The organism is Allobranchiibius huperziae (assembly GCF_013410455.1).
Taxonomy (GTDB): Bacteria; Actinomycetota; Actinomycetes; order Actinomycetales; family Dermatophilaceae; genus Allobranchiibius; species Allobranchiibius huperziae.
Window position 1 is genome coordinate 1,192,107 of record NZ_JACCFW010000001.1, and the last position, 25,789, is coordinate 1,217,895.

26 protein-coding genes are annotated in these 25,789 nt (G+C 70.7%); 20 read left to right on the top strand and 6 right to left on the bottom strand.

The window, feature by feature from the left end; all coding sequences use genetic code 11:
- The first annotated feature begins 28 nt into the window (after positions 1-28).
- Positions 29-421, top strand: coding sequence for a DoxX family protein (locus HNR15_RS05675; RefSeq protein WP_179479842.1), 393 nt, complete (start codon positions 29-31; stop codon positions 419-421).
- Positions 422-440: 19 nt separating this feature from the next.
- Here the strand turns inward: HNR15_RS05675 and folP are convergent, their stop codons facing one another.
- Positions 441-1,400 (bottom strand): dihydropteroate synthase, encoded by a 960-nt coding sequence (gene folP / locus HNR15_RS05680; protein ID WP_246306090.1) that lies wholly within the window; start codon positions 1,398-1,400, stop codon positions 441-443.
- On the bottom strand, positions 1,397-2,164 hold the full coding sequence (locus HNR15_RS05685; protein ID WP_179479844.1) for a maleylpyruvate isomerase family mycothiol-dependent enzyme: 768 nt from the start codon (positions 2,162-2,164) through the stop codon (positions 1,397-1,399). The genes folP and HNR15_RS05685 overlap by 4 nt, the downstream gene beginning before the upstream one ends.
- Before the next feature lie 40 nt (positions 2,165-2,204).
- Between HNR15_RS05685 and HNR15_RS05690 the strand changes: the two genes are divergently transcribed.
- The 3 genes from HNR15_RS05690 (at position 2,205) to HNR15_RS05700 (ending at position 6,463) form a co-directional block, all read left to right on the top strand.
- Positions 2,205-3,872 (top strand): acyl-CoA dehydrogenase family protein, encoded by a 1,668-nt coding sequence (locus HNR15_RS05690; RefSeq protein ID WP_179479845.1) that lies wholly within the window; start codon positions 2,205-2,207, stop codon positions 3,870-3,872.
- A gap of 111 nt (positions 3,873-3,983) precedes the next feature.
- On the top strand, positions 3,984-5,750 hold the full coding sequence (locus HNR15_RS05695) for a proline--tRNA ligase (protein ID WP_343048437.1): 1,767 nt from the start codon (positions 3,984-3,986) through the stop codon (positions 5,748-5,750).
- Complete coding sequence (locus tag HNR15_RS05700) at positions 5,747-6,463, top strand: HAD-IA family hydrolase (protein ID WP_179479846.1); 717 nt, start codon at positions 5,747-5,749, stop codon at positions 6,461-6,463. The genes HNR15_RS05695 and HNR15_RS05700 overlap by 4 nt, the downstream gene beginning before the upstream one ends.
- Before the next feature lie 3 nt (positions 6,464-6,466).
- Here HNR15_RS05700 and HNR15_RS05705 read toward each other — a convergent pair whose 3' ends face one another.
- The 4 genes from HNR15_RS05705 to HNR15_RS05720 all read right to left on the bottom strand — a co-directional run bounded on the left by HNR15_RS05705 (position 6,467) and on the right by HNR15_RS05720 (position 9,757).
- Entirely contained in the window at positions 6,467-6,988 is a 522-nt protein-coding gene (locus tag HNR15_RS05705) for a vitamin K epoxide reductase family protein (RefSeq protein ID WP_179479847.1), read from the bottom strand.
- 3 nt (positions 6,989-6,991) lie between these two features.
- Positions 6,992-7,858, bottom strand: a complete 867-nt coding sequence (locus HNR15_RS05710; protein WP_179479848.1) for a DUF929 family protein — start codon at positions 7,856-7,858, stop codon at positions 6,992-6,994.
- A 64-nt stretch (positions 7,859-7,922) separates the two neighbouring features.
- Positions 7,923-8,846 carry an aminoglycoside phosphotransferase family protein gene (locus HNR15_RS05715; RefSeq protein WP_179479849.1) on the bottom strand — a complete coding sequence of 308 codons (924 nt, stop codon included), beginning with the start codon at positions 8,844-8,846 and terminating at the stop codon, positions 7,923-7,925.
- Positions 8,843-9,757, bottom strand: a complete 915-nt coding sequence (locus HNR15_RS05720; RefSeq protein WP_179479850.1) for a hypothetical protein — start codon at positions 9,755-9,757, stop codon at positions 8,843-8,845. The genes HNR15_RS05715 and HNR15_RS05720 overlap by 4 nt, the downstream gene beginning before the upstream one ends.
- Before the next feature lie 92 nt (positions 9,758-9,849).
- Between HNR15_RS05720 and HNR15_RS05725 the strand changes: the two genes are divergently transcribed.
- The 16 genes from HNR15_RS05725 to truB all read left to right on the top strand — a co-directional run bounded on the left by HNR15_RS05725 (position 9,850) and on the right by truB (position 25,781).
- The gene (locus tag HNR15_RS05725) at positions 9,850-11,499 is read left to right on the top strand and encodes a nitrite/sulfite reductase (protein WP_246305890.1); all 1,650 of its coding nucleotides are present in this window, start codon (positions 9,850-9,852) and stop codon (positions 11,497-11,499) included.
- Positions 11,496-11,654: an Insertion element protein gene (locus tag HNR15_RS05730; protein ID WP_179479853.1), complete on the top strand. Its 159-nt coding sequence runs from the start codon at positions 11,496-11,498 to the stop codon at positions 11,652-11,654. The genes HNR15_RS05725 and HNR15_RS05730 overlap by 4 nt, the downstream gene beginning before the upstream one ends.
- Positions 11,651-12,343: a phosphoadenylyl-sulfate reductase gene (locus HNR15_RS17925; protein ID WP_343048438.1), complete on the top strand. Its 693-nt coding sequence runs from the start codon at positions 11,651-11,653 to the stop codon at positions 12,341-12,343. Before HNR15_RS05730 ends, HNR15_RS17925 begins: the two co-directional genes overlap by 4 nt.
- Entirely contained in the window at positions 12,340-12,876 is a 537-nt protein-coding gene (gene cysC / locus HNR15_RS05735) for an adenylyl-sulfate kinase (RefSeq protein ID WP_343048439.1), read from the top strand. Before HNR15_RS17925 ends, cysC begins: the two co-directional genes overlap by 4 nt.
- Positions 12,873-13,796: a sulfate adenylyltransferase subunit CysD gene (cysD, locus tag HNR15_RS05740; protein ID WP_179479855.1), complete on the top strand. Its 924-nt coding sequence runs from the start codon at positions 12,873-12,875 to the stop codon at positions 13,794-13,796. Before cysC ends, cysD begins: the two co-directional genes overlap by 4 nt.
- Positions 13,796-15,085: a sulfate adenylyltransferase subunit 1 gene (locus tag HNR15_RS05745; RefSeq protein WP_179479856.1), complete on the top strand. Its 1,290-nt coding sequence runs from the start codon at positions 13,796-13,798 to the stop codon at positions 15,083-15,085. The genes cysD and HNR15_RS05745 overlap by 1 nt, the downstream gene beginning before the upstream one ends.
- A 49-nt stretch (positions 15,086-15,134) precedes the next feature.
- Positions 15,135-16,241, top strand: a complete 1,107-nt coding sequence (locus HNR15_RS05750) for an ABC transporter substrate-binding protein (protein ID WP_179479857.1) — start codon at positions 15,135-15,137, stop codon at positions 16,239-16,241.
- On the top strand, positions 16,241-17,020 hold the full coding sequence (locus tag HNR15_RS05755; protein ID WP_179479858.1) for an ABC transporter ATP-binding protein: 780 nt from the start codon (positions 16,241-16,243) through the stop codon (positions 17,018-17,020). Before HNR15_RS05750 ends, HNR15_RS05755 begins: the two co-directional genes overlap by 1 nt.
- Positions 17,007-17,915, top strand: coding sequence for an ABC transporter permease (locus HNR15_RS05760; protein WP_179479859.1), 909 nt, complete (start codon positions 17,007-17,009; stop codon positions 17,913-17,915). Before HNR15_RS05755 ends, HNR15_RS05760 begins: the two co-directional genes overlap by 14 nt.
- 123 nt (positions 17,916-18,038) lie before the next feature.
- Complete coding sequence (gene rimP, locus HNR15_RS05765) at positions 18,039-18,581, top strand: ribosome maturation factor RimP (RefSeq protein WP_179479860.1); 543 nt, start codon at positions 18,039-18,041, stop codon at positions 18,579-18,581.
- Positions 18,581-19,654, top strand: coding sequence for a transcription termination factor NusA (gene nusA, locus HNR15_RS05770; RefSeq protein WP_179479862.1), 1,074 nt, complete (start codon positions 18,581-18,583; stop codon positions 19,652-19,654). Before rimP ends, nusA begins: the two co-directional genes overlap by 1 nt.
- An 8-nt stretch (positions 19,655-19,662) precedes the next feature.
- Positions 19,663-19,980: a YlxR family protein gene (locus tag HNR15_RS05775; protein ID WP_179483613.1), complete on the top strand. Its 318-nt coding sequence runs from the start codon at positions 19,663-19,665 to the stop codon at positions 19,978-19,980.
- A gap of 180 nt (positions 19,981-20,160) precedes the next feature.
- Positions 20,161-23,040, top strand: coding sequence for a translation initiation factor IF-2 (gene infB / locus HNR15_RS05780; RefSeq protein ID WP_179479864.1), 2,880 nt, complete (start codon positions 20,161-20,163; stop codon positions 23,038-23,040).
- A gap of 339 nt (positions 23,041-23,379) precedes the next feature.
- Complete coding sequence (locus tag HNR15_RS05785) at positions 23,380-24,405, top strand: TRM11 family methyltransferase (RefSeq protein ID WP_218883567.1); 1,026 nt, start codon at positions 23,380-23,382, stop codon at positions 24,403-24,405.
- A 43-nt stretch (positions 24,406-24,448) separates the two neighbouring features.
- Entirely contained in the window at positions 24,449-24,868 is a 420-nt protein-coding gene (gene rbfA / locus HNR15_RS05790) for a 30S ribosome-binding factor RbfA (RefSeq protein WP_179479866.1), read from the top strand.
- Between the two features lie 4 nt (positions 24,869-24,872).
- Positions 24,873-25,781: a tRNA pseudouridine(55) synthase TruB gene (gene truB, locus HNR15_RS05795; RefSeq protein WP_179483615.1), complete on the top strand. Its 909-nt coding sequence runs from the start codon at positions 24,873-24,875 to the stop codon at positions 25,779-25,781.
- The last annotated feature ends 8 nt before the right edge of the window (positions 25,782-25,789 follow it).

Sequence of the window (25,789 nt, forward strand, 5' to 3'; positions counted from 1 at the left end):
CGGCGCCGCGTCTGCAAGGGTGGGCCGCATGCCACCGCTCACCAACGGGACCAAGGTCGTCGCTGCCCTCTTCGCGGGGTCCAGCGTGATCCACACGTTCCGCCCGCAGGTCTTCGAGGACACCGTCCCGCACTTCCTGCCCTACCACCGCGAACTGGTCTACCTGTCCGGCGCCGCCGAGATCCTGTGCGCTGCGGGACTGATGGTGCCGCGCACGCGGCAATACGCCGCGATCGCGTCCGCGGCGCTGCTCGTGGCGGTCCTCCCGGCGAACGTGCAGATGGTCGTGGACGCCGGTGAGGACCTGGTCCGCAACGGCGCCACCACGGCGCGAGGCGTGACGCTCGGGGTGCTGCTCGTGCGTCTGCCGCTGCAGTGGCCGCTGGTCCGCTGGGCATGGAAGGCACGGCGGGCTCGGTAACGCACGACCGGCGCGTCGTTCACCCTTCGGCTGCGCCCGGTTCGGCTGATCGGTCCGGTTCGCCGCGTACCGCGCGCTGCGGCTCCCGGTCACCGCGGATCACCGCCACCATGTCGAGGACGCGTCGGGTCGCCAGTACGTCGTGGGTGCGGAAGACCGTGGCGCCCTGCCAGGCCGCCACGGCGGTGGCAGCGAGCCCGGCCTCCAACCGCTGATCGGTCGGCAGGTCGAGGGTCTCGCCCAGGAAGTCCTTTCGTGAGATCGCCTGCAGCACAGGGAAACCCAGGGCAACCACGTCCGACGTACGCCGCAGCAGGCTCAGGGAGTGCCGTGTCGTCTTGCCGAAGTCGAGGGTCGGGTCGATGAGGATCCGCTCTCGGGGGATGCCCGCGTCCATGGCGACGCGAGCGGCCCCGGTGAGCTGAGAGCGGACGTCGCGCAGCAGGGCCTCCTCCTCATCGGCGTCGCTGACGTCGCCGCCGTCGGTCCGGGCGTAGCGCACCGCGACCGGATCGGTGCGCGGCGGCAGTCCACCGGTGTGCGAGCACACGATGCCGGCGCCCATCCGCGCGGCCACATCTACCAGCAGCTGGTCGTGGCCGGCCCACGTGTCGTTGATCAGGTCGACCACACCCTCGGCCGCCTGTGCCACCTCGCTGCGCCAGGTGTCCAGGCTCAGCACGAGGTGCGGGTACGCCGTGCGCGCAGCCTCGAGGAACGGCAGCACCCTGCGGCGTTCCAGTGCTGCGTCGACCGCCGGGCCCTCCTGGCCGGCCCGCACTCCGCCAACGTCGATGATGTCGGCACCGTCGGCGACCGCCAGGTGCAGCGCATCGATGGCCGCGGACAGGTCGTGGTGGCGGTTGCCCTCCCAGAACGAGTCCGGCGTGCGGTTGACGATCGCCATCACGGCGGGGTTCGCGGCGTCGTAGGTGCGGCCGCGCAGCACCAGCGCCGCGGGCGGCGGGGTCGCGCTCAGTCCCACGTCACCTTCATCCGGTCGCGCCAGAGGGAGAGCACATCGCGCCCCTCCCAGCGGATCTGCGCACCACGGTTCCACAGCGCCAGATAGAGCTCCACGGCCGTGCCCTCGATCGCGGCGTCGGGGTGATCCGCGGTCCGGTCGCGCTGCGCCACCGGCAGCTCGTCTCCGAAGGAGAGAAGCCACGAGTCGCCGGTGTCCGTGCTGTGCACCGTGACGGTCACGGGGCTACTGGAGCGCAGATCGAACCTGCGCCGAGGCATGAAGGAACACAACAGCTCATCCACGCCGTCCGCCGCGAAGCCCGGTGACAGGTCCACCTCGTCGGCATCCGCCCGCTGGCCGAGCCGCGCGGCGAGGGCGTCGATCGAGTGGATGGTGGTCTCGTGACACTGTCGTCGCGCCCAGCTGTCGCGGCCGCCCATCGGGCTCTCCATGAAGAACGCGACATCCGCGTCGGCGGGAACGGCCCGCAGGCAGCCGACGAGCTCATCGCACCCGTCCTGCAGCCAGACGCCGGGATCGATGGTCTCCAGACCCTCCCGTTCCACCTCCTCGGTGTCGGTCTCGGGGCCACCCGCCAGCACGCCCGCGGCCCACCGGTGCACCATGCCCTGATGGGCGACGAGGTGGCCCACGTTCCACTGGGGACAGGTGGGGACGGTCGCGAGCGACCCGGCCTGCCAGGCCTCTTCGCGCAGACGGGCGGTCGCCTCGTGGATGCCGTCGAGGTAGGTCTCGAAGCTCAGGGTCGACGCCATGGCGACGACGCTACCTCCGCTCCCGGCTAATCTCCGCCAGATGAGCCATGCGGACCCGTTCGAGCGCAGCCCCGACAATCAACCGCCACCCCTGGAGGGCTACGACGCGATCGCCTCGGACGCCGCGCTGCTGGATGCGATCCGGGCCCAGGCGCCCGAGGGTGGGGGCGCTGAGATCCTCGCGTCGTTGCGGGAGCTCGGCACCGCCGCCGGCTCGGCGGAAGCGCGCGAACACGGTCGGCTCGCCAATGCCCACCCGCCCGTGCTGCGTACGGCGGACCGGTTCGGCCTCCGCATCGACGAGGTGGAGTTCCACCCCAGCTGGCACTGGATGCTGCGCACGGGTGTCGGTCTGGGGCTCGCCGGAGCCGCGTGGACCTCGGACGAGCCGGACGCCCACCTGAGGCGCGCTGCCGGTTTCGTCGCGTGGACCGGGATCGAGCCCGGCCACGCCTGCCCCATGACGATGACCTACGCCGCCGTGCCCGCGCTCGCGGCCGACCCCGCCCAGGCCGCCCGGTGGACCGCGCTGCTGGCCTCTGCGACGTACGACCCAGGACTGCGCGAGCCCACCGGCAAGGCGGGACTGCTCGCCGGCATGGGCATGACCGAGAAGCAGGGCGGATCCGACGTCCGCACGAACAGCACTGTGGCCACGGCTCGTTCGTCAGGTGACTACACGCTGCGCGGGCACAAGTGGTTCACCTCCGCGCCGATGAACGACCTGTTCTTCGTGCTCGCGCAGGCACCCGGCGGGCTCAGCTGCTTCGTCGTGCCGCGGGTGCGCCCCGACGGCTCGCGCAACGCGGTGCGCATCGTCCGGCTCAAGGACAAGCTCGGTAACCGGTCGAACGCGTCGGCCGAGCTGGAGTTCGAGGACGCGCACGCCGTACGGCTAGGAGAGGAGGGCCGCGGGGTGCGCACCATCATCGAGATGGTGGCCGCCACCCGGCTGGACTGCGTCCTCGGGTCGGCGGCCTTGATGCGGCGAGCGGTCGCGGAGGCGAGCTGGCACGCGGCGCACCGGTCGGCGTTCGGTTCGGTGCTCATCGAGAAGCCCGCGATGTCAGGTGTGATCGCCGATCTGGCGCTGGAATCGGAGGGGGCGACCATGCTGGCGTTGCGCCTCGCGCACTCGGTCGACAGGCGCACGGATCCGCACGAGATCGCGCTACGGCGGATCGCACTGCCGCTCGCGAAGTTCTGGGTCTGCAAGCGCACGCCGCCGGTGTGCGTCGAGGCGATGGAGTGCCTGGGTGGCAACGGGTACGTCGAGGAGTCGGGCATGCCGCTGCTGGTGCGCGAGTCGCCGCTCAACTCGATCTGGGAGGGCAGCGGAAACGTCAACGCGCTGGACGTGCTCCGTGCGGCGACCCGTTCGCCCGATGCGGTGCAGGCGTGGCGTGACGAGGTGGCACTCGCTGGAGCGGCAGCTCTGGATGCCGCTGCGGAATCGGTGGTCGACGAACTGCGCGCTGCAGCAGCGGATCCCGTGACGGGAGAGGGACGGGCGCGGCGGATCGCCGCACGGATGGCGGTCGTGCTGCAGGGCTCGTTGCTGGCGCGGCACAGCCCGTCGTACGTCGCCGACGCGTTCCTCGCGTCCCGGGTCGAGGGCGGCGACCGCGGGGTATTCGGGGCGCTGCCGCCGAGCGTGGGTCCTACGGACACCGCGGCCATCGTGCGTCGCGCCCTCCCGCACCCCTGACCCTTCCGCTCGACGGGGAGGGGGTGGGCGGAAACTCGGGAGAGGGACGCCTCGCCGGGCGGATATCCTCGTGGCGACCCGTTCACCGCACCGATCAAGGAGTGCCCACCCGTGGCCCTGCGCATGTCGACCCTGTTCCTGCGAACCCTGCGCGAGGACCCGGCCGACGCGGAGCTGCCCGGGCACAAGCTGCTCGTGCGCGCCGGGTACGTACGCCGTGTCGCCCCCGGCATCTACACCTGGCTGCCCCTTGGCATGAAGGTGCTGGCCAAGGTTGAGGGGATCATCCGCGAGGAGATGGAGCAGATCGGGTCGCAGGAGGTGCGCTTCCCGGCCCTGCTCCCGCGCGAGCCGTACGACCTCACCGGGCGGTGGAACGAGTACGGACCCAATCTGTTCCGGCTGCAGGACCGCAAGGACGCCGACCTGCTGCTCGGCCCCACCCACGAGGAGATGTTCGCGCTCGCCGTCCGGGACGCCTACTCCTCCTACAAGGACCTGCCGCTCAGCCTCTTCCAGATCCAGAACAAGTACCGTGACGAGGCGCGCCCGCGCGCCGGCATCCTGCGCGGCCGCGAGTTCATCATGAAGGACTCCTACTCCTTCGACATCGACCAGGCCGGGCTGCAGAAGTCCTACGACTCGCACCGCGAGGCCTACATCAGGATCTTCCAGCGCCTCGGCTTCGAGTACGTCATCGTGCAGGCCGACTCCGGCGCGATGGGAGGTTCGGCGTCCGAGGAGTTCCTCGCGGTCAGTCCGCACGGCGAGGACACCTTCGTGCGCGACGAATCCGGGTACGCCGCCAACGTCGAGGCCGTCGTCGTGCCCCAGGCCGCCGAGGTCGAGGTGACCGCCGGCCCGGCGCATGTCGAGGACACCCCCGACACGCCCACCATCGAGACCCTCGTGGCCGCGCTCAACGCGAAGCACCCCCGCGACGACGGCCGGGCATGGACGGCGGCCGACACCCTGAAGAACGTCATCGTGATGCTCGAGCACCCCGACGGCGTGCGCGAGCCGCTCGCGATCGGTCTGCCCGGCGACCGCGACGTCGACCCCAAGCGACTCGAGGTCAAGGTCCAGCCCGCCGAGGTCGTCCCGTTCGAGGAGAAGGACTTCGCCGCCAACCCGAGCCTCGCCAAGGGCTACATCGGTCCGGGCGTGCTCGGCGCGGACAACGCCAGCGGCATCCGCTACCTGCTCGACCCGTCGGTCGCGCGCGGGTCGGCGTGGGTGACCGGCGCCGACGAGCACGGTCGGCACGTCATCGACCTGGTCCACGGGCGCGACTTCGAGGCCGACGGCACCATCCAGGCCGCGAATATCCGCGAGGGCGACCTCAGCCCGTCCGGCCACGGCACCCTGTCGCTCGCCCGCGGCATCGAGATGGGCCACATCTTCCAGCTCGGCACCAAGTACGCCGAGGCGCTCGGCCTGAAGGTCCTCGACGAGAACGGCAAGCTCGTCACGGTGACGATGGGCTCGTACGGCGTCGGCGTCACCCGCGCCGTCGGCGTGATCGCCGAGGACAACGTCGACGACATCGGCCTGATCTGGCCCCGCGAGGTCGCGCCGGCCGACGTGCACGTCGTGGCGACCGGTAAGGACGAGTCCGTCTTCCTGCAGGCCGACGAGATCGTCCACGGGCTGGAGGCGCAGGGCCTCGAGGTCCTCTACGACGACCGGCGCAAGGTGTCGCCCGGTGTGAAGTTCAAGGATTCCGAGCTCATCGGCGTACCGACCATCCTGGTGCTCGGCCGGGGCCTGGCCGACGGCGTCGTGGAGCTGAAGGACCGCCGTAGCGGCGAACGCCGGGAGGTGGCCGTGGGCGACGCGGTCGCCGAGGTGCTCGCCGAGGTGCGGCCCACGGCGTGAGCCGCGTCGACGCGGTCATCTTCGACTGGGGCGGCACCCTCACCCCGTGGCACGAGGTCGACCTGGAGCAGCAGTGGCAGGTCTTCGCGCGCGCCGTGCACCAGGAGGAGGACCGGGCCCGCGCGCTGGCGTCGGAGTTGCAGCGCGCCGAGGGGGAGGCGTGGGGCCGGGCGAGGGAGTCCCAGAGCAGCGCCGCGATGGACCAGATCCTGGCGGACGCCGGACTCGGCGGGATCGAGCACGCTGCCGCGCGGGCTGCGTACGAGAAGTTCTGGGAGCCGCACACCTTCACCGACCCGCAGGTCGAACCGCTGTGGACGGCGTTGCGGGACAGCGGCATCCGTGTCGGCGTGCTGTCCAACACGATCTGGTCGAGTGACTACCACCGCGCCATCTTCGAGCGGGACGGCGTCGCACACCTCATCGACGCGGACGTCTACTCCAGCGAGATCGCCTGGACCAAGCCGCACCCCGAGGCGTTCCGCGCTGCGGCTGCCGCGGTCGGTGTGCCTCCCGAGCGGTGCGTCTACGTCGGCGACCGCCTGTTCGAGGATGTGCACGGACCGCAGCAGGTGGGGATGCGCGCGGTCTGGATCCCGCACTCGATCATCCCCGCCGCGCAACGCGTGCAGGTCGACGCCACACCCGACGCCACCGCCCAGGAACTGATGGACGTGCTGGCGATCGTGCAGGAGTGGAACGCCGGCAGCTGAGCCTCAGTCGGACCGGCGGCTGGTCGCGGAGTCGTGATCGACGACGTCCGAGTCGTCGTCCTGGGCCACCAGCTCGGGCGGGTCGGTGAACAGCAGCCCGAAGACGAGCACGAAGAACAGCACGAAGGTGATCACGTGCACCCCGGTGCACCACAGGCAGATCGCGTGGATCCGGAAGAACTCCGCCCAGATCAGGTAGAACACCATCACCAGGCCGACCCCGGTCGCCGCGATGCGCGCCAGGTCAACCCACCGCGGGGCACGGCGCCACACGGGCGGCAGACACACCGCCGTCATCGCCACGAAGAAGAGCAGCCCGAGCATGGCGACCGGGATGCCGAAGAGCTTGGACCACTGGCTCGTGGTCACCTTCAGGCAGTCGACCTGCCCCGATCCGGAGCACGCGAGGGTCGAGGACCCCGTGAAGTGCTCATAGGTGAGGTAGATCGACACCGCGAGCCCGAGCACGCTCAGGGCGAGGCTGACCGGTGGCAGCCACCGAGGGCGACGGGGAAGGTCGCGCATGACTCAGCTGGCGAGTTTGGCGGAGGCCGCCTTGACGCCGGCGGAGGAGCACACGTTCGCCGGGGCACCCTTCGTGAGCACGCAGATCTGCGCGGAGATCACGTTGCTCGCGCCGAGGATGCCCTTGCTGATGGCCGTGGTGGGCGACAGCATCTGCTGGGTGACGGCTGCGCTGCTCATGTTCTGCAGCGCCGTCCCGTCGTACGTCGCGCCGGAGCTGGTGTAGAGACCGCCGTAGAGCAGGAACGGGATGCTGCCCTGCGAGTCGTACTTGTTCTGCAGGGCTGCGTCGGCCGCGGAGACCTTCTGCAGCGGCTGCTCGTCGCGAGTCTCCGTCTCGTAGCTCTTGAACGCGATGTACTGCGAGGTGTACGACGCGTTCAAGTAGGTCATCGTGGGGATGTTGGCGACGGTGTCGGTGGGCGAGGACACCGCGCTCGCGACGCCCTTGAAGGTGCCGAAGCGGGACAGCGCCGAGGTGAGGGCCCAGCGCTCCATGCCGCAGTAGGGGCAGTATTCGGCACCGATGTAGAGGATCCGCGGTTTTCCGTCGACGGTGTCCGCCGATCCGTTCGTGGCCTTCGGCGCCTGCGACGCGGTCCCGGCACCCACGGTGTCGAACGTGGCGGCGGGGACGTTCTCCACCTTGCTGATGAACGCCGAGTCGCGGGCGTTGGCCTTGGCCTTGGCGTCGTTGTCCTTCTGCTGCTGACGCGACACGAGGTAGAAGCCGCCGACGACCACGAGCACCACCACGACCACCGCGGCCGTGATGGCCGCCATGATCTTGCGTTGCCGCTCGCGCTTCTGCTCGGCCTGCAGGCGAGCCAGCTTGGCCTTGCCGGTCTCTCGGGCGTTCGAGGTGCTCACAGATGTCCCTACGTGTCGGTCTCGATGGCGGCGCCAGAGTAACCCAGGCCCCTGTCAGACCGGCTCACTCCTGCATGGCCTTCGCCGCCGTGAGGTAGCACGACAGCGCGCTCTGGTCCGGCGCACCGGACAGCCACTCGCCGAGCGCGTTCAGCACGAGCCGTACGAAGGACCAGTGTCGTGCGAGGTCCTCGTCCAGGCCGGCGCTCTCGCAGAGCACGCCGAGGCGGGCGCGCAGGTGGGCGCGCACGCTGGTCGCCCGCAGCGCCTCGTCCCAGCGGTTCCAGATGACGGGGGCGACCGCGAACTCCCACCGTGCGTTGATCGGCTTCGGGTCGATGGCGAGCCACGGCTCACGATCGCCGGCGAGCACGTTGGCGAAATGCAGGTCCTGGTGGACCAGATCGGCGCGGCTTCCCTCGGCGAGATCGCCCAGCAGCGATGCGGCCTGCTGGGTCATCCGGCGCGGCACCTGCGGCGACCCTGCGCGGCACAGCTCGCGCCACCTCCCGCACTCGTCGGGCAGGTTCGTGACCCGTGCCATGGGTGGGGCGTCGAGACGACGGAAGAGCCCTCCGATCACCTCGCACGCGTCCAGGATCGGGACGGTCTCGAGGCTGGTGTCGCCGTGCAGCCGTTCGAGCACCATCGCCCAGCGGCCCGGGTCTGCCGCGAGGAGTCGTACGGCGCCCGTGCCGTCCCAGGTGCGCAGGGCCAGGTGCTCGTACTTCGCCTCCGGGTGCGGCCAGGTGACCTTCAGCACCGCGGGCTCGCCGTCGCGCCGGCACGGTACGACGAGTGCGCACTCCCCGTGCCGGGTCGCCGACGGGTCGTCGTCCAGCTCCAGCTGCCACAGGTCCGCACTCTCCTCGACGAGCCGGGGCAGGCTGGCCAGCCAGGTGGTGCCATCGGGTCCACCACCCTCGGCCGGTCGCCCGTCGACCTTCGCGAAGAACGCCGGCGGGATCGTGACGGGCAGGCCGCTCACCCGATCAGACCGGGGAACGGTTCGGGCGGCAGCCCCCACCGCCAGCCGAGGGCGGTGGCGTCGCTCCACAGGTGCACGAGCGCAAGGAGGTCCCCACGGGTGCCGCGCGCCGACCCGACCTGGGCGGCGCAGGCCGTGACCACGTCGCTGAGCAGATCGCGCGCCAGCGTCGTGCGGGCGTCCTCCGTCGTGGGCTGTACGGCGAGTGGGTAGACCAGTCGGGCGGGCGGGCCCTTCGGCCCGGCGGCAGGTTCGAGCCGGGACCGTGCGGCGTCCATCGTGACGACGGCGGCGGAGGGCAGCGTGCGGGCGCGCGCGGGCGTCCTCGCCGCGATGATCTCCAGGCCGTAGACGGCGGTGCGGACCGACGGCAGCAGCGCGGCGGCGGTCGCCCCGGACACCTGCTCGCCGCCCCAGGCCGGCGCGGCCCCCTGCACCGTCGCACCTGCAGCGTCGAACGCCAGCAGCGCCGCGAGCATGGCCGTGTTCGCGGAGTTGGCGTGCACGGCGTCGTCGTACGCGGTGGGTGACAGTCCCGCCCGGATCGCCGCACCGAGCTGCGCGGCGCTGAGGGCAGCGGCCGGGGGAGTGGTGGAGGCGGTCGGCACTCTGATCCCGTCGGATGCCATCACCTCGGTGAGGCGGTTCGCCGCTGCGCCGTACGCCGCATCCAGTTTGGGCGCCCACAGGCCATCGGCGCGGGTCGCCGCGACCTGGAGCCCTCGCACCGAGGCGAGCGCACGCAGCAGAGCGGCCTGGTCGGGCGGCGGCGCCTGATGGGCGATCCCGGGAACCGCGGGTGACCCCTTCTGGAGCCGGATCCCGCAGCCCGTCAGGCTCGACGCGGCGCCCAGAGCGAGAGCCCCGAGCACGGTGCGCCGACCCGGGCGGACGGTCTGCGGACGGGTCACGCTGCCGATCGTAGGTGAGACCGCGGTCTCGACGTCTGAGACACATCAGGCATCATTTGACCTTGGATCAACCAAAAGGAAAGGTTATGAGCATGTCGACCGTCACGCGCAGCAACGGCCAGTGGGCCCTCGGAGAGCGCGAGCCCTTGAACCCGAACGAGGTGTTCAAGCAGGAGGACGACGGACTCAACGTACGTGCCCGCATCGAGGAGGTCTACTCCCGCGAGGGATTCGCCTCGATCGACCCCTCCGACCTGCGCGGCCGGATGCGCTGGTGGGGTCTCTACACCCAGCGCCGCCCGGGGATCGAGGGCGGTCGCACGGCCTCCATCGCCCCCGAGGAGCTGGACGACGAGTACTTCATGCTCCGGGTCCGCATCGACGGCGGCACCCTCACCGCCGAGCAGTTGCAGGTCATCGGCGAGGTGTCTACGCAATACGGCCGGGACACCGCCGACCTCACCGACCGGCAGAACATCCAGCTGCACTGGATCCGCATCGAGGACGTCCCGGCGATCTGGGAGCTGCTCGAGGGTGCCGGTCTGACCACGGCCGAGGCCTGCGGCGACACCCCGCGCGTCATCCTCGGCTCCCCGGTCGCGGGCGTCAGCGCCGACGAGGTCATCGACGCCACTCCCGCCATCGACGCGATCCGGGAGCGCTTCATCGGCGACCCGGAGCTGTCGAACCTGCCGCGCAAGTTCAAGACCGCCATCTCCTGGCTGCCCGACACCGCGCCCGAGATCAACGACGTGTCCTTCGTGGGCGTCGTGCACCCGGAGCTCGGCCCGGGCTTCGACCTGCTCGTCGGTGGCGGCCTGTCGACCAACCCCAAACTGGCCACCCGGCTCGGTGCCTTCGTCCGGTTGGAGGAGATCCCGGAGGTGTGGCACGGGGTCATCCGCATCTTCCGCGACTACGGCTACCGCCGGCTGCGGCACCGCGCCCGCCTGAAGTTCCTGGTCGCCGACTGGGGCGCCGAGAAGTTCCGCGAGCTGCTCGAGACCGAGTACCTGCAGCGTGCCCTGCCGGACGGCCCGGCGGCGCCGCTGCCCGAGCAGCCGCTGGACCACGTGGGTGTGCACGAACAGCGCGACGGACGCGCGTACGTCGGGTTCGCGCCGATCGCCGGACGGGTGTCCGGCACGGTGCTCACCGAGATCGCCGCCGCCGCGCAGGCGTCCGGCTCGGACCGGGTGCGGCTCACCACCCATCAGAAGCTCGTGGTGCTGGACGTCGATCCCGCGCGGACCGACGCGCTGATCGATCGCATGGCGACGTCCGGGTTGCACGCGAAGCCGTCGCCCTGGCGCCGTTCGGTGATGGCCTGCACGGGCATCGAGTTCTGCAAGCTGGCGATCGTCGAGACCAAGGCCCGCGCGCAGACACTGGTCGACGAGCTCGAGCAGCGCCTGGACGACCTGCACCTGGAGCAGCCGCTCGCGATCCACCTCAACGGCTGTCCCAACTCGTGCGCCCGCATCCAGGTCGCCGACATCGGGCTCAAGGGTCAGATCGTCACCGACGCGGCCGGCAAGCAGGTCGAGGGCTTCCAGGTGCACCTCGGCGGCGGCCTCGGGCTCGACGCCGGATTCGGCCGCAAGCTGCGGGCCCTCAAGGTCACGTCGGCGGAGCTGGGCGACTACATCGAGCGAATCGCCCGCCGCTTCGACGAACAGCGCACTCCCGGAGAACGATTCGCGCAATGGGCTGTGCGTGCCGACGAGGAGTCGCTGCGATGAGCGCCAACAACCGGGTCGTGCCGTTCCACTGCCCGTACTGCGCCGAAGAGGATCTGCGTCCGGAGGTCGAACCCCGCGGTGCGTGGAGCTGCGGCAGCTGCCTGCGGGTGTTCACCGTCCAGTTCCACGGGCTGCGCGGGCAGGCGGCGTCGTGAGCGTCGCCACGGATCTGCGTGGGGTGGCGGCGAATGCCGCACGCGAGTTGGAGGGTGCCTCGGCGTCCGACGTCATCGGCTGGGCCGGCACGACGTTCGGCGATCGGTTCGCCGTCGCCGCGTCGATGCAGGACACGGTGCTGCTGCACCTGGCGAGCAGCATCCTGCCCGGCGTCGACGCGCTCTTCCTCGACACCGGGTACCACTTCGCCGAGACCCTGCAGGTGCGCGACCGGGTCGCTCGCGACTACCCGGTCAACGTGGTGTCGCTGACGCCCGCGCAGACGGTGGCCGAACAGGATGACACGTACGGCGCACGCCTCTACGAGCGCGACCCCGACCTGTGCTGCGCGCTGCGCAAGACCCACCCGCTGGACGACGCCCTCGACGGCTACGACGCCTGGGCCACCGGACTGCGCAGGGTGGAGAGCGCGTCGCGGGCGAACACGCCCGTCGTCTCCTTCGACGAGCGCCGTGAGCGGATCAAGATCGCGCCGCTGGCCGCATGGAGCGACCAGGACATCGACGACTACGTGCGCGAACACGGCGTGATCATGAATCCGCTGCTGTTGCAGGGGTACCCATCGATCGGGTGCGAGACCTGCACGGCCCGCGTGGCGCCGGGTGCCGACCCGCGGTCCGGTCGCTGGTCGGGCACCGACAAGGTCGAGTGCGGTATCCACCTGTGAGCGGGCAGACGATCTGGCTGACCGGGCTGTCCGGCGCCGGCAAGACCACCGTGGCCCGCGCGTTCGCCGCGCAGCTCGCGGCCGACGGCGTGTCGGTCGAGATCCTCGACGGCGACGAGCTGCGGACCAACCTGTCCGCGGGGCTCGGCTTCAGCCGGGAGGACCGGGACACCCACGTGCGGCGGGTCGGATTCGTCGCGGAGCTGCTCGCTCGGCACGGCGTGACGGTCGTCGTCCCGGTGATAGCGCCCTACGCCGACGCACGCGCCGCAGTCCGCGCCCACCACCGCGACCGCGGGACGTCGTACCGCGAGGTCTACGTCTCCACCCCGCTGACCGTGTGCCAGGAGCGGGACGTCAAGGGCCTGTACGCGCGCTCCGCGGCGGGCGGACTGAGCGCGATGACCGGCGTCGACGACCCCTACGAGCCGCCCACCGATCCCGATCTGACCATCGACACCAGCCGCGTGCCGCTCGACGACGCCGTCGACGCGCTGCACGGTCTGGTCCGCGCCGAGAGCGAGGTCGCATGACCATCGAAGCCGCACCACCACTCGCCACCGACGTCGCCGCCCTGCGCGACCTGGAGTCGGAGGCCATCGAGATCATCCGCGAGGTGGTGGCCGAATTCGACCGTCCCGCAATGCTGTTCAGCGGCGGCAAGGACTCGGCGATCGTGCTGCACCTGGCACGCAAGGCCCTGTGGCCGGCTCCACTCCCGATCACGCTGCTGCACGTGGACACCGGGCACAACCTGCCGGAGGTCATCGAGTTCCGTGACCGGGTCGTGGCCGAGGCCGGCGTCAACCTCGTGGTCGCCCGGGTGGAAGAGTGGATCGCCGACGGTCGGCTGCAGGAGCGGCCCGATGGCACCCGTAATCCGCTGCAGACCGTTCCCCTGCTCGACACGATCGCCGAGCACCGCTTCGACGCGCTGCTCGGGGGAGCCCGCCGCGACGAGGACAGGGCGCGGGCCAAGGAGCGCATCTTCTCGATCCGCGACGCGTTCGGCGGCTGGGACCCTCGCCGCCAGCGCCCCGAGCTGTGGCACATCTACAACGGACGGCACGCCGCGGGCGAGCACACCCGGGTCTTCCCGATCTCGAACTGGACCGAGCTGGACGTCTGGCGCTACATCGAGGCGGAGGACGTCCCGCTGCCCAGCATCTACTTCGCGCACGAGCGCCCGGTCTTCGAGCGCGACGGGATGTTGCTGACGCCCGGACCGTGGGGCGGACCGCGCGCTGCGGAGACGCTCTCGACCCGCTCGGTGCGCTACCGCACCGTGGGCGACGGATCCTGCACCGGTGCCGTCGAGAGCGAGGCCTCCACGGTCGCCCAGGTGATCGAGGAGGTCACCGTCAGCAGGCTCACCGAACGCGGTGCCACCCGTGCCGACGACCGACTGTCCGAGGCCGCCATGGAAGACCGCAAGCGCGAGGGATATTTCTGATGAGCACCACCACGCTGTCCACCGTGTCCCAGCACGCACCGCTGCGCCTGGTCGTGGCCGGTTCGGTCGACGACGGCAAGAGCACCCTCGTGGGTCGGTTGCTGCACGACAGCAAGTCGATCCTCGCCGACCAGTACGACGCCGTCGAGAGCGCCAGCCGCAGCCGCGGCGCCACCGAGTTCGACCTGGCGCTGCTGACCGACGGCCTGCGCGCGGAGCGCGAGCAGGGCATCACCATCGACGTGGCCTACCGGTACTTCAAGACCGACCGGCGAAGCTTCATCCTGGCTGACACACCGGGACATGTTCAGTACACCCGTAACACCGTCACCGGTGCCTCGACGGCCGATGCCGCCGTCGTGCTGGTCGACGTCCGGAACGGTGCGTCGGCCCAGACCCGGCGGCACTCCGCCCTGCTCTCCCTGCTGCGGGTGCGGCACGTCGTGTTCGCCGTCAACAAGATGGACGCGGTCGACTGGTCGCAGGACCGCTTCGAGCAGTTGCAGGCCGAACTGCACGAGATCGCCAGGGGAGTGGGCCTCGGTGACGTGGTCGCGGTCCCGGTGAGCGCGCTCACCGGTGAGGGCGTCGTACGCGCCGCGCCGGACTGGTACCTCGGCCGCCCGCTGCTCGCCCTCCTGGAGGAGCTGGACACCGAGCTGGAGGACACCGCCGAGCCGTTCCGGATGCCCGTCCAGCTGGTCATCCGGCCCCGCACCGCGCAGTACCCCGACTACCGCGGGCTCGCCGGGCGGGTGGCCTCGGGTCGGGTGCAGGTGGGCGACGTCGTGCACGCCAGCCCGTCCGGCACCGCCTCGACGGTCATCGCGATCGACACCCCGACGGGGCCGGCCGAGGTGGCCGTCGCGGGTCAGTCCGTGACCATCCGCTTGGCGGAGGAGCTGGACATCGCGCGCGGCGAGGTGCTCACCACCGACGACCCGATCGCCGTCACCCGGGTGCTGGACGCGGTCGTCACCTGGATGGGCGACGCGCCGTCGGCAGCCCGGCAACGCGTGCTGGTCAAGGCAGGCACCAAGACCGTCCGGGCGATGCTCGGGCCGGTCACCGACATCTGGGACGTCAGCGAACTGCGCTGGACGCCGAGCTCGGCACCGTTGCAGCTCAACGACATCGGGCGATGCACCGTCCAGCTTGCCGAAGACGTCGCCATCGACGAATACCGGCGACTGCGAGGCACCGGAGCCTTCGTCGTCGTCGACCCGGCCACCGGCGCGACGCTTGCGGCCTGTATGTCGGGCGCCGACCTCGGCGCCCTCGTCCCCTGAACCTGCCTGGCCCTTCGCCACCCCTCCTCTTGTCCCCGATAGGAACCCGATGTCTGCTCGTTCTCGCATCCGACCTCTCGCGACGACCGGTGCGGTCGTCGCCCTCGCAGCCGCCGCCGGCATGAGCCTGACCGCCTGCGGCTCGTCGGCCGCTGCCGGCGCCCCGAAGGGCGCGCCCTCAGGCACCGCCAGCACGCTCAAGCTCGGCTACTTCGCCAACGTGACGCACGCCGTCCCGGTCGTGGGGGTCGGCGACGGCAGCTACGCCAAGGCCCTCGGCTCGACCAAGCTGAGCACCACGATCTACAACGCGGGGCCCACGGCAGTCCAGGCCCTGTTGTCCGGTGCCATCGACGCGGCGTACGTCGGCCCGAACCCGGCCATCAACGCCTTCATCAAGAGCCATGGCACGGCGGTGCGGCTGATCGCGGGCGGTGCGTCCGGGGGTGCGGCGCTGGTCGCGAAGCCGTCGATCACCGACGTCTCGCAGCTCGCGGGCAAGACCGTCGCCGATCCGCAACGCGGGGGCACCCAGGACATAGCGCTGAAGTACTACCTCAAGAACCACGGGCTCGGGTTCACCGGCAGCGGTGGCAAGAACGTCAACGTCGTGTCCCAGGACAACGCCCAGACGCTCACGCTCTTCAAGCAGGGCCGCATCGACGCCGCCTGGCTGCCTGAGCCCTGGGTGTCGCGTCTGCAGCAGCAGGCCGGCGCCAAGGTGCTGGTCGACGAGAAGTCGCAGTGGCCCGGTGGCAACTTCGTGACGACCAACCTGCTGGTGTCCACCAGCTACCTGAAGAAGAACCCCAGGACCGTGTCAGCGCTGCTCGGCGCACAGGTGGCGACGGCGCAGTCCATCACCGCCGACCCCACCAAGGCAGCGACCGAGCTCGACGCCGACCTCGGCAAGCTGACCGGCAAGAAGCTGCCCGAGGCGGTCGTGGTCGCCGCCTTGAAGAACGTCAAGGTCGGGTGGGACCCCTACGCCTCCTCGCTGAAGGAGCTCGCCTCGCACGCCGCGGCCGTCGACCTGCTCAGCAAGGACGCCGACCTACAGGGGATCTACGACCTCGGCCCGCTCAACGCAGTGCTGCAGAACAAGAAGCTGGCCGTCGTCTCCGACGGCGGTCTGGGTGCCAAAGGGAGTTCGTGATGACGGTAGTCACCAAGCAACCGGGACCGCGGGTGGACGAACGCCGTACGCCGGCCGTGCGAGTGCACGGGCTGCGCAAGGCCTTCGGGAGCGCGCGTGAACCCGTGCTCGCGCTCGACGGGCTGGATCTGGACGTCGCGGCGGGCGAGTTCGTCACCGTGCTCGGCGCCTCCGGGTGCGGGAAGAGCACCCTGCTGCGGCTGCTCGCCGGGCTGGAGCAGCCGACCGGCGGCGAGGTGGACGTGCAGGGCGGTCAGCCCGCGCTGATGTTCCAGGAATCCGCCCTCATGCCGTGGCTGACCGCGGAGGGCAACCTGCAGCTCGCGCTGCGCCTCGCGGGAGTGCCGCGCCAGGAGCGGGCGGGCCGGTGCAACGAGCTGCTGAACACGGTCCGTCTCGGCAACGTGGCGGGCCGTCGGGTGCACGAGTTGTCAGGAGGGCAACGCCAGCGGGTTGCCTTGGCGCGCAGCCTTGCCCAGGGTTCGCGGGTGCTGCTGATGGACGAGCCGTTCGCGGCCCTCGACGCCATCACCCGCGACCTGCTGCACCAGGAGCTGCTGAACGTGTGGCGGGCCGACGAGCTGTCGATCGTCTTCGTGACCCACAACGTGCGGGAGGCCGTGCTGCTCGGCCAGCGCATCGTGCTGCTGTCCTCGCGGCCAGGCCGCGTGCTACGTACCTGGGACACCCGCGACCTGCCGCCGGACGACGTGCCCGCGCTCACCGACGAGATCACCCACGCCCTGCGAGAGGAGATCGGTCGTCATGCCCACGCGTGAGCAGAGCTCGACCCGGCACACCGAGGGGGACGGGAGCGACGTGGACCTGGCCCAGCTGGCCGGCGGGCTGGACGCCCTCGACGCCGCACCGGACGGTCGCCGCCGCCACCGGTTCGACGTCACCGGGGTGCTCGCGCCCCTGGCCGTCGTCGTCGGCCTGATCCTGCTGTGGCAGTTCGCGTGCTGGGCGCACCTCAAACCGACGTACATCGTCCCGACACCCGCGTCGGTGGCCTCGAACCTGTGGAGCCTCATCACCCACGGCACCGCCTGGGAGGCGATCTGGGTCAGCGTGCACCGCGGCCTCATCGGCTTCCTCGCCTCCATCGTGATCGGCACGGTGCTGGGCGCGCTGGTGAGTCAGGTCGCCCTGCTGCGCAAGGGATTCCGGCCGTTGTTGTCGGCGATGCAGTCGCTGCCGTCGGTGGCCTGGGTGCCTTTCGCGCTGGTCATCTTCCAGGGCGGCCCGGCCCTCATCTACGCCGTCGTGCTCCTGGGTTCGGTCCCGTCCATCGCCAACGGCCTCATCGGCGGCGTCGACCAGACGCCACCGCTGCTGCGCGAGGCCGGCACGGTGCTCGGCGCCGGACGCTTCGAACTGATGCGCTCGGTGCTCCTGCCCGCCGCCCTGCCCACCTACCTGACCGGACTCAAGCAGGGCTGGTCCTTCGCCTGGCGCTCCCTGATGGCCGCCGAGCTGGTCGCCACGTCCGCGCAGCTGGGCACGGGGCTCGGGGGACTGCTGAGCAACGGCTCTCAGGACTCCGACATGCCGACCGTCCTCAGCGCGATCATCCTGATCCTGCTGGTGGGAGTCGTGGTCGAGCTGGCGGTCTTCGACCCGATCGAGCGCCGCGTGCTGCGTCGACGGGGGCTGACCTCCTCCGGTCTCTGAATCCCTCGGTCTCTTTCGGGTGTCTCTGTGGCTCTCTGAGCCTCTCTGAGGCGGAGGCACCCCCCTGCGGCGAGTAGTGTGTCCCGTCGTACGGCACACAACAGAACACAGGAGGTCGCTGGGATGGATCCGTCCAAGGGCAGCACCGAACGCTCCCGGCACATCGTGGCTGTCCTCTCTCCTGTGGTCGCCCGCAGCGGCATGACCATCGAGGACATCACCGTCACGCCCGCCGGCAAACGACGCCTGGTCCGGGTCCTGGTCGACCGGGACGTGACCGTCGACGACGCCGACCGCGAATCTCCTGTCGAACCTCTCAGCCTCGACGAGGTGGGCGAGGTCACCCGTGCCGTGAGCGATGCACTGGACGAGTCCGATGCCATGGGGGAGGCGGCGTACGTGCTCGAGGTCAGCTCGCCCGGCACGGACCGGCCGCTGCACGCCCCCCAGCACTTCCGCCGCAACGTCGGGCGTCTGATCGCCCTGACCACGACCGGCGAGGAGCAACTGACCGGCCGGCTCACCGCCGCCGGCACCGACTCGTTCGACCTCGCCGACGACACCGGCGCGACCCGCACCTTCGGGTACGCCGAGTCCTCGCGCGCCCGCGTCGAGCTGGAATTCAACCGGCCCACCACAGCCGACGTCACCAAGGAGCAGGACTGATGGACATCGACATGGCCGCACTACGCGCGCTGGAGCGCGAGCGGGAGATCCCGATGGACGTCATCGTGCCCGCCATCGAGCAGGCGCTGCTGGCGGCCTACCACCGCATCGACGGCAGCTACCGCGACGCCCGGGTCGAGTTGGACCGCGCCAGCGGTCGGGTCACCGTCCTCGCCCGCGAAGAGCCCGCCGCGTCGCCGGACGGCGAGGACGGCCCCGTCGTCCCCGAGCGTGGGCCCGAGTTCGACGACACCCCCACCGACTTCGGCCGGATCGCCGCCGCCACCGCACGTCAGGTCATCGTCCAGCGGATGCGCGACGTCGAGGACGAGGCGATCCTGGGTGACTTCCGCGGCCGTGAAGGAGACATCGTCGCCGGCGTCATCCAGCAGTCCGGCGACCCGCGCAACGTGCACGTCGACTTCGGCACCATCGAGGGTGTGCTGCCCCTCGCGGAGCAGGTGCCCGGTGAGCGCTACGTGCACGGTGAGCGGCTGCGCTGCTACGTCGTGGCCGTGAAGCGCGGGTTCAAGGGCCCGTCCATCAACCTCTCGCGCACCCACCCCAACCTGGTGCGCAAGCTCTTCGCGCTCGAGGTGCCCGAGATCGCCGACGGCAGCGTCGAGATCGCGGCGCTCGCCCGTGAGGCCGGGCACCGCAGCAAGATCGCGGTGCACTCCACGGTGCCGGGTCTGAACGCCAAGGGTGCCTGCATCGGCCCGATGGGTTCGCGGGTGCGTGCGGTGATGACCGAACTGCACGGGGAGAAGATCGACATCGTCGACTTCGCCCGTGACCCGCGTGACTTCATCGCCTCGGCCCTGTCGCCCTCGCGGGTGCAGTCGGTGCAGATCGTGGATGAGAAGGCGCGCGCGGCCCGGGTCATCGTGCCCGACTTCCAGCTCAGCCTCGCGATCGGCAAGGAAGGGCAGAACGCCCGCCTGGCCGCGAAGCTGACCGGCTGGCGGATCGACATCCGGTCCGACACCGCAGCCGCCGAGCCCGAGGCCACCGCCGCACCGGGCGGGCCGGAGAGCAGCGGCGCGGACGGCCCTGCCGGTCGGCTGCGCTAGACTTGGTGATGGTCGAGCGGAGACGCGACCGTCGTTCCACACCCCCGCCAGTCGCTCATCGCGGCTTGCGCACGTGCGTGGGATGTCGGCAACGCGCCGATCGGTCGCAGTTGTTGCGGATTGCCGCGATCGCAGTGGACGGCGCTTGGTGCGCCGTACCCAACGGGCGCGGTTGGCATCCAGGCCGTGGGGCCTGGCTGCATCCGCGCGCGGACTGTCTCGAACAGGCAGTGCGCCGTCGTGCGTTGCAGCGGGCTCTCCCGGTGCCACGCGACGGTGTCCTGGATGTCGAGGCGCTGCGCGACGACTGTGTGCCTGCCACTTGACCACGTTGAAGATGTAGCGACCTGCCGCACCGTGCGGCACGACAAGACCGGAAGCGGGTTTATCGCTATGAGCACCCGATGAGTCCTCACTAATGAGCATTCACTGAAAGACGGTCTGTGCTGCCCCGGATGACCTCCGGACCGCCGCTCGGACCGTCACATTTCCCGAACAGGAGAAGCGTGGCAAAGGTCCGAGTGCATGAGCTCGCCAAAGAGCTCGGAATGCAGAGCAAGGAACTACTGAACTACCTCAAGGAGCAGGGCGAGTTCGTCAAGACCGCCAGCTCCACGATCGAAGCGCCCGTCGTGCGCAAGATCAAGGAGAACCCGCCTCCGGGTGCCGGCACCGCCGCGCCCTCCAAGGAGGCGGCTCCCTCCGCACCCAAGCCCGGCGGTCGTCCGTCCGCAGCCGCGCCGGCAGCTCCGAGCGCGCCCGCAGCGGCCGCGACCGGGGCGACCCAGCCGTCGGCGCGCCCGAGCGCCGTTCCCGGTGGCACGTCGGCCCGGCCCGGCCCGGCGGCCCCCGTGGCGCCCGCGGCTCGGCAGACCCCCGCCCCCAGCCCGAAGCCGGCCACCTCGGCGCCCGAGGTGCCCGCAGCGCGTACGTCGCAGCCGGCACCCGCGCAGGAGTCGGCAGCAGCTGCTCCCGCTCCCGCTCGCCCGGCCGCTGAGGCCCCTGCCGCGAGCAGTGGCACCGGTGGCGGTGCTGCCCGACCGGCGGCCCCCCGTCCGGCCGGTCCGCGCCCGGGCAACAACCCGTTCGCTCCCAGTCAGGGCATGCGCACCGGTGGTCAGGGCGGCGCCAACGCGCGCCCCGGCAACAACCCGTTCGCTCCCAGTCAGGGCATGCCCCGTCCCGCCGCAGCCCGCGGCGCCGGTGGCGCGGCAGGCCCGCGTCCCGGCGGCGCTCCGCGCCCCGCGGCAGCTCGCGCCGGTTCGCCCGGCGGCGGTCCGGGTGGGGCACGTCCGAACCCGGGCATGATGCCCGATCGTGCGGCGGCAGCTCGTCCGGGCGACCGCCCGGCACGCGGCGGCGGTCGTGGTGCGCCCGGTGCCGGTGGCGGTCCCGCACGCACCGGCGGTTTCGCCGGTCGTCCGGGCGGCGGCCGTGGACCGGCCCGCGGCGCTGCGCCCGGTGCCTTCGGACGCGGTAGCGGGAAGGTGCGCGGGCGCAAGTCCAAGCGTGCCAAGCGCCAGGAGTTCGAGCAGATGCAGGCGCCCACCATCGGTGGCGTCAGCGTGCCGCACGGCGACGGCAACACCGTCGTGCGCGTGCGACGCGGTGCGTCCCTGAGCGACTTCGGCGACCGCATCAACGCCAACCCGGCGAGCCTGGTCACCGTGCTGTTCCACCTCGGTGAGATGGCCACGGCGACCCAGTCGCTCGACGAGGACACCTTCATGGCGCTCGGTGCCGAGCTGGGCTACCAGATCCAGGTCGTCTCGCCCGAGGACGAGGAGAAGGAGCTGTTCGGCGCCTTCAACATCGACCTGGAGGCCGAGGCCGAGGCCGAGACCGACGAGGAGCTGCAGGCTCGTCCGCCGGTCGTGACCGTCATGGGTCACGTCGACCACGGTAAAACGCGACTGCTGGACGCCATCCGCAACGCGGAGGTGGCCGAGGGCGAGGCCGGTGGCATCACCCAGCACATCGGTGCCTACCAGGTGCACGCCGAGCACGAGGGCGTGGACCGCGCGATCACCTTCATCGACACCCCCGGTCACGAGGCCTTCACGGCCATGCGTGCCCGCGGTGCCAAGGTGACCGACATCGCCATCCTGGTCGTCGCGGCCGACGACGGCGTCATGCCGCAGACGATCGAGGCGCTCAACCACGCCCAGGCGGCCGACGTACCGATCGTCGTCGCGGTCAACAAGATCGACGTCGACGGCGCCAACCCGGACAAGGTGCGTCAGCAGCTCACCGAGTACAACCTGATCGCCGAGGAGTACGGCGGCGACACGATGTTCGTCAACGTCTCGGCCAAGCAGGGGCAGAACATCGACGGTCTGCTCGAAGCGGTCCTGTTGACCGCCGACGCGGCGCTCGATCTGCGCGCCAACCCGGACAAGGAAGCTCGCGGTGTCGCGATCGAGGCCAACCTGGACCGCGGTCGCGGTGCGGTGGCCACGGTGCTGGTGCAGTCCGGCACGCTGCGCGTGGGTGACTCGATCGTCGCCGGCGTGGCACACGGCCGCGTCCGCGCCATGCTCGACGAACACGGTGACAACGTGCAGGAGGCGGGTCCGTCCCGTCCCGTGCTCGTCACCGGTCTGGCAGCGGTGCCCCGCGCCGGCGACACGTTCATCGTGGTGCCGGACGACCGCACGGCGCGTCAGATCGCCGAGCAGCGCGAAGCCGACGACCGTCGCGCCTCGCTGATCAGGGCTCGCAAGCTGATCAGCCTGGAGGACCTGGACCAGACGCTCGCACAGGGCAAGGTCGAGACCCTCAACCTGATCCTCAAGGGTGACGGTTCCGGTTCGGTCGAGGCTCTGGAAGACGCCTTGATGCAGATCGACGTCGGCGAAGAGGTCGAGATCCGCATCATCGACCGCGGTGTCGGCGCGATCACGATGAACAACATCAACCTCGCTGTGGCCGCGACCGCGGTCATCATCGGCTTCAACGTCCGGGCCGAGGGCCAGAACGCCGCGTTCGCCGAGAAGGAAGGCGTGGAGATCCGGTACTACTCGGTGATCTACCAGGCCATCGAGGAGATCGAGGCGGCCCTCAAGGGCATGCTCAAGCCGGAGTTCGAAGAGGTCGAGCTGGGCACGGCGGAGATCCGCGAGATCTTCCGCAGTTCCAAGTTCGGCAACATCGCCGGTTCGCTGGTGCGCTCGGGGCTCATCCGACGCGGTTCGAAGGCGCGGATCACGCGAAACGGCGTGGTCATCACCGAGAACCTGGAGATCGCCGGTCTGCGGCGCTTCAAGGACGACGTGACCGAGGTCCGCGACGGATACGAGTGCGGTATCAACCTCGGGTCGTTCAACGACCTGCAGGATGGTGACCTGATCACGACGTACGAGATGCGCGAGAAGCCGCGCAGCTGACGAACACGCAGCGGAGGTTGTCGACGAGGCGCTAGCCGAGTCGGCGGCCGAAGCGGAGTGTGAGGAAGCGGAGCGGAGAAGGCACCGCGCAGCTGACGAACACGCAGCGGAGGTTGTCGACGAGGCGCTAGCCGAGTCGGCGGCCGAAGCGGAGTGTGAGTAAGCGGAGCGGAGAAGGCTCAGTTCGTCCTGTGAAGGACGAGTGCATGCACGAACGGCCCGACACCCGCGAGGGTGTTGGGCCGTTCGTCGTCTCGGGGCCTCGAGCCCTCATCGGCGGTCGCCGCCCGCCGATGCGTGCAACGTGGCCCCGCCCTGTGGCAGATAGCGTGTGCTCCCGTGACGGAGCTGCTGTTGATGATCGCCCCCAGCGCCAACCGGGTGTACGCCGGCGCCGCCCGTGCTCTGGTCGCCGCGGAGGCGCGCGTCCTCACCGGGGTGCTGTGCGACCGTCCGGTCGAGGTGGAGCCCGCCGACCTGGCCGGCGTGGAGTATCTGGCGGTGAGCGCCGATGGCGACGCCGGCGAGCTGGTCGACGTGCTCTCCAACCTCTCGGCCAGCGCAGCCCTCTTCGAACGGGAGGGCGAGCTGCTGCGGCCGGTGCCGTTGCGGCGCAGGGAGATCTATCCCAGCGACCTGGTGACCATCCCGAAGTACTCCGGCAAGACCAACGAGCAGTGGACCCGTCTGGTGCTCGGCGTCACGGCCGCCGCGACGGCCCGGCCGCAGCGCTGGACGGACGGTTCGTTGGATGTGCTCGATCCGATGTGCGGGCGCGGCACCACGCTCAACCTGGCGTTGTCCCTCGGCTACGACGTGACGGGCGTCGAGATCGACCGCAAGGACCACGAGGCGTACGCGGCGTTCATCAAGACCTGGATGCGGACCCATCGTTACAAGCACACCGTGCAGGAGAGCGCGCTGCGCACCGACGGGCGGATGCGCGGGCGACGCCTGCAGATCGAGATCGCGGCGAGCAAGGAGAGCTTCCGAGCCGGTGAGGTGCAGCACGTGGAGTACCTCAACACCGACACCCGCGACCTGGACGGGCTCCTGCGGGCTCGCAGTGTCGATGTGGTGGTGGCCGACGCGCCGTACGGCGTGCAGCACGGCTCGCAGGCCGACGAGCTGGCCCGCAGCCCCCTCGAGCTGCTCGATCAGGCGCTCCCCGGGTGGGTGCGGGTGCTGCGTGGCGGGGGAGCGGTCGGCCTGTCCTACAACCGGCATGTCGCGCCGCGGGACGCGCTGGACCAGTTGCTCACCGAGCACGGCCTGCAGGTCCGCACCGGCCCCGGGTACGACGACCTGCGGCACCGCGTGGACGCCTCGATCGACCGCGACCTGATCGTCGCTACCAAGCCGTAGGCCGGTTTGGTGCTGGACCGTGTCGCGGTGCGAGAATCGCGCCATGGCCGACCCCGCACGCGCACGCAAGATCGCCGAACGCATCAAGTTCCTGGTGGCCGACTATCTCGAGCACCGGCTGAAGGACGAGCGTCTCGGCTTCCTCACCATCACCGACGTGCGGGTCACCGGTGACCTGCAGCACGCCTCGGTCTTCTACACCTTCCTGGGCACGGACCAGGAGCGCGCCGACAGCGAGGCGGCGTTGGAGGACAACCGTGGACGGATCCGCTCGCACGTCGGCAAGGGCCTGGGCATCCGGCTGACGCCTGCCCTGGAGTTCGTGCCCGACGCCATCCCCGAGGGTGTGGCGCAGATCGAGGACGCCCTGCGGGCAGCGCGTACCCGCGACGAGGAGCTGGCCGAGAAGAAGCGGCAGGCGAGCTTCGCCGGCGAGGCCGACCCGTACAAGAAGTCGGAGTAGTCGGATCGACGGACTGCTGCTCGTCGACAAGCCCGCCGGCTGGACCAGTCACGACGTCGTCGCGCGCTGCCGGCGCCTGGCGGGCACCCGGCGAGTGGGTCACGCGGGCACCCTCGACCCGATGGCCACCGGGCTGCTGCTCATCGGCATCGGACGGGCCACGAAGCTGCTGACCTTCCTCGTCGGCTGCGACAAGACGTACACGGCGACGGTCCGACTCGGCCAGAGCACGGTGACCGACGATGCCGAGGGCGACGTGGTCGAGTCGCTCGGTGCGCGGAACGTCGACCCGGCCGAGCTGGAGCGGGCCGTCGCGTCCTTGTCCGGCGACATCGAGCAGGTGCCGAGCAGTGTCAGCGCCATCAAGATCGACGGGGTGCGCTCGTACGCGCGGGTGCGCGGCGGCGAGGAGGTTGCGCTCAAGGCCCGTCCGGTGCGCGTGGCGCGGTTCGACGTCCGCGCGCAACGCGCCTCTGCCGTGGACGGTCTGCCGGTGCTCGACCTGGACATCGAGGTGCAGGTGAGTTCCGGCACGTATGTGCGCGCGCTGGCACGTGACCTCGGCGCGGATCTGGGGGTGGGCGGCCACCTGACCGCGCTGCGCCGCACCGGGGTCGGGCGCTTCGACGTCACCGCCGCGGACACGCTGCAGGACCTCACGACCCTGCGGGACGAGGGCGCCGCGCTTCCCGTCCTGCCGCTCGCGCAGGCCGCGCGAGGGCAGTTCGCGGTGCGGGAGCTGACGGCGGACCAGGAACGCGACCTTCGGCACGGGAAGCGCATCGCGCACGACGGCGTACGGCAGGACCCGGTCGCGGGCATCGGCCCGGCCGGGGACCTGGTGGCCATCCTCGACGAGTCCGGAGACTCGACGAGATCCCAGGTCGTCTTCCCTCCTTTCGAACAGGTTTGACGACGCAC

Coding starts and splice junctions, on each gene's coding strand:
- HNR15_RS05675 (WP_179479842.1), top strand. CDS start 29: ATGCCACCGCTCACCAACGGGACCAAGGTCGTCGCTGCCCTCTTCGCG.
- HNR15_RS05730 (WP_179479853.1), top strand. CDS start 11,496: ATGAGCGCCAACAACCGGGTCGTGCCGTTCCACTGCCCGTACTGCGCC.
- HNR15_RS05690 (WP_179479845.1), top strand. CDS start 2,205: ATGAGCCATGCGGACCCGTTCGAGCGCAGCCCCGACAATCAACCGCCA.
- HNR15_RS05775 (WP_179483613.1), top strand. CDS start 19,663: ATGGTCGAGCGGAGACGCGACCGTCGTTCCACACCCCCGCCAGTCGCT.
- HNR15_RS05725 (WP_246305890.1), top strand. CDS start 9,850: ATGTCGACCGTCACGCGCAGCAACGGCCAGTGGGCCCTCGGAGAGCGC.
- HNR15_RS05755 (WP_179479858.1), top strand. CDS start 16,241: ATGACGGTAGTCACCAAGCAACCGGGACCGCGGGTGGACGAACGCCGT.
- rbfA (WP_179479866.1), top strand. CDS start 24,449: ATGGCCGACCCCGCACGCGCACGCAAGATCGCCGAACGCATCAAGTTC.
- HNR15_RS05745 (WP_179479856.1), top strand. CDS start 13,796: ATGAGCACCACCACGCTGTCCACCGTGTCCCAGCACGCACCGCTGCGC.
- HNR15_RS05760 (WP_179479859.1), top strand. CDS start 17,007: ATGCCCACGCGTGAGCAGAGCTCGACCCGGCACACCGAGGGGGACGGG.
- cysD (WP_179479855.1), top strand. CDS start 12,873: ATGACCATCGAAGCCGCACCACCACTCGCCACCGACGTCGCCGCCCTG.
- nusA (WP_179479862.1), top strand. CDS start 18,581: ATGGACATCGACATGGCCGCACTACGCGCGCTGGAGCGCGAGCGGGAG.
- HNR15_RS05750 (WP_179479857.1), top strand. CDS start 15,135: ATGTCTGCTCGTTCTCGCATCCGACCTCTCGCGACGACCGGTGCGGTC.
- rimP (WP_179479860.1), top strand. CDS start 18,039: ATGGATCCGTCCAAGGGCAGCACCGAACGCTCCCGGCACATCGTGGCT.
- HNR15_RS05705 (WP_179479847.1), bottom strand. CDS start 6,988: ATGCGCGACCTTCCCCGTCGCCCTCGGTGGCTGCCACCGGTCAGCCTC.
- HNR15_RS05685 (WP_179479844.1), bottom strand. CDS start 2,164: ATGGCGTCGACCCTGAGCTTCGAGACCTACCTCGACGGCATCCACGAG.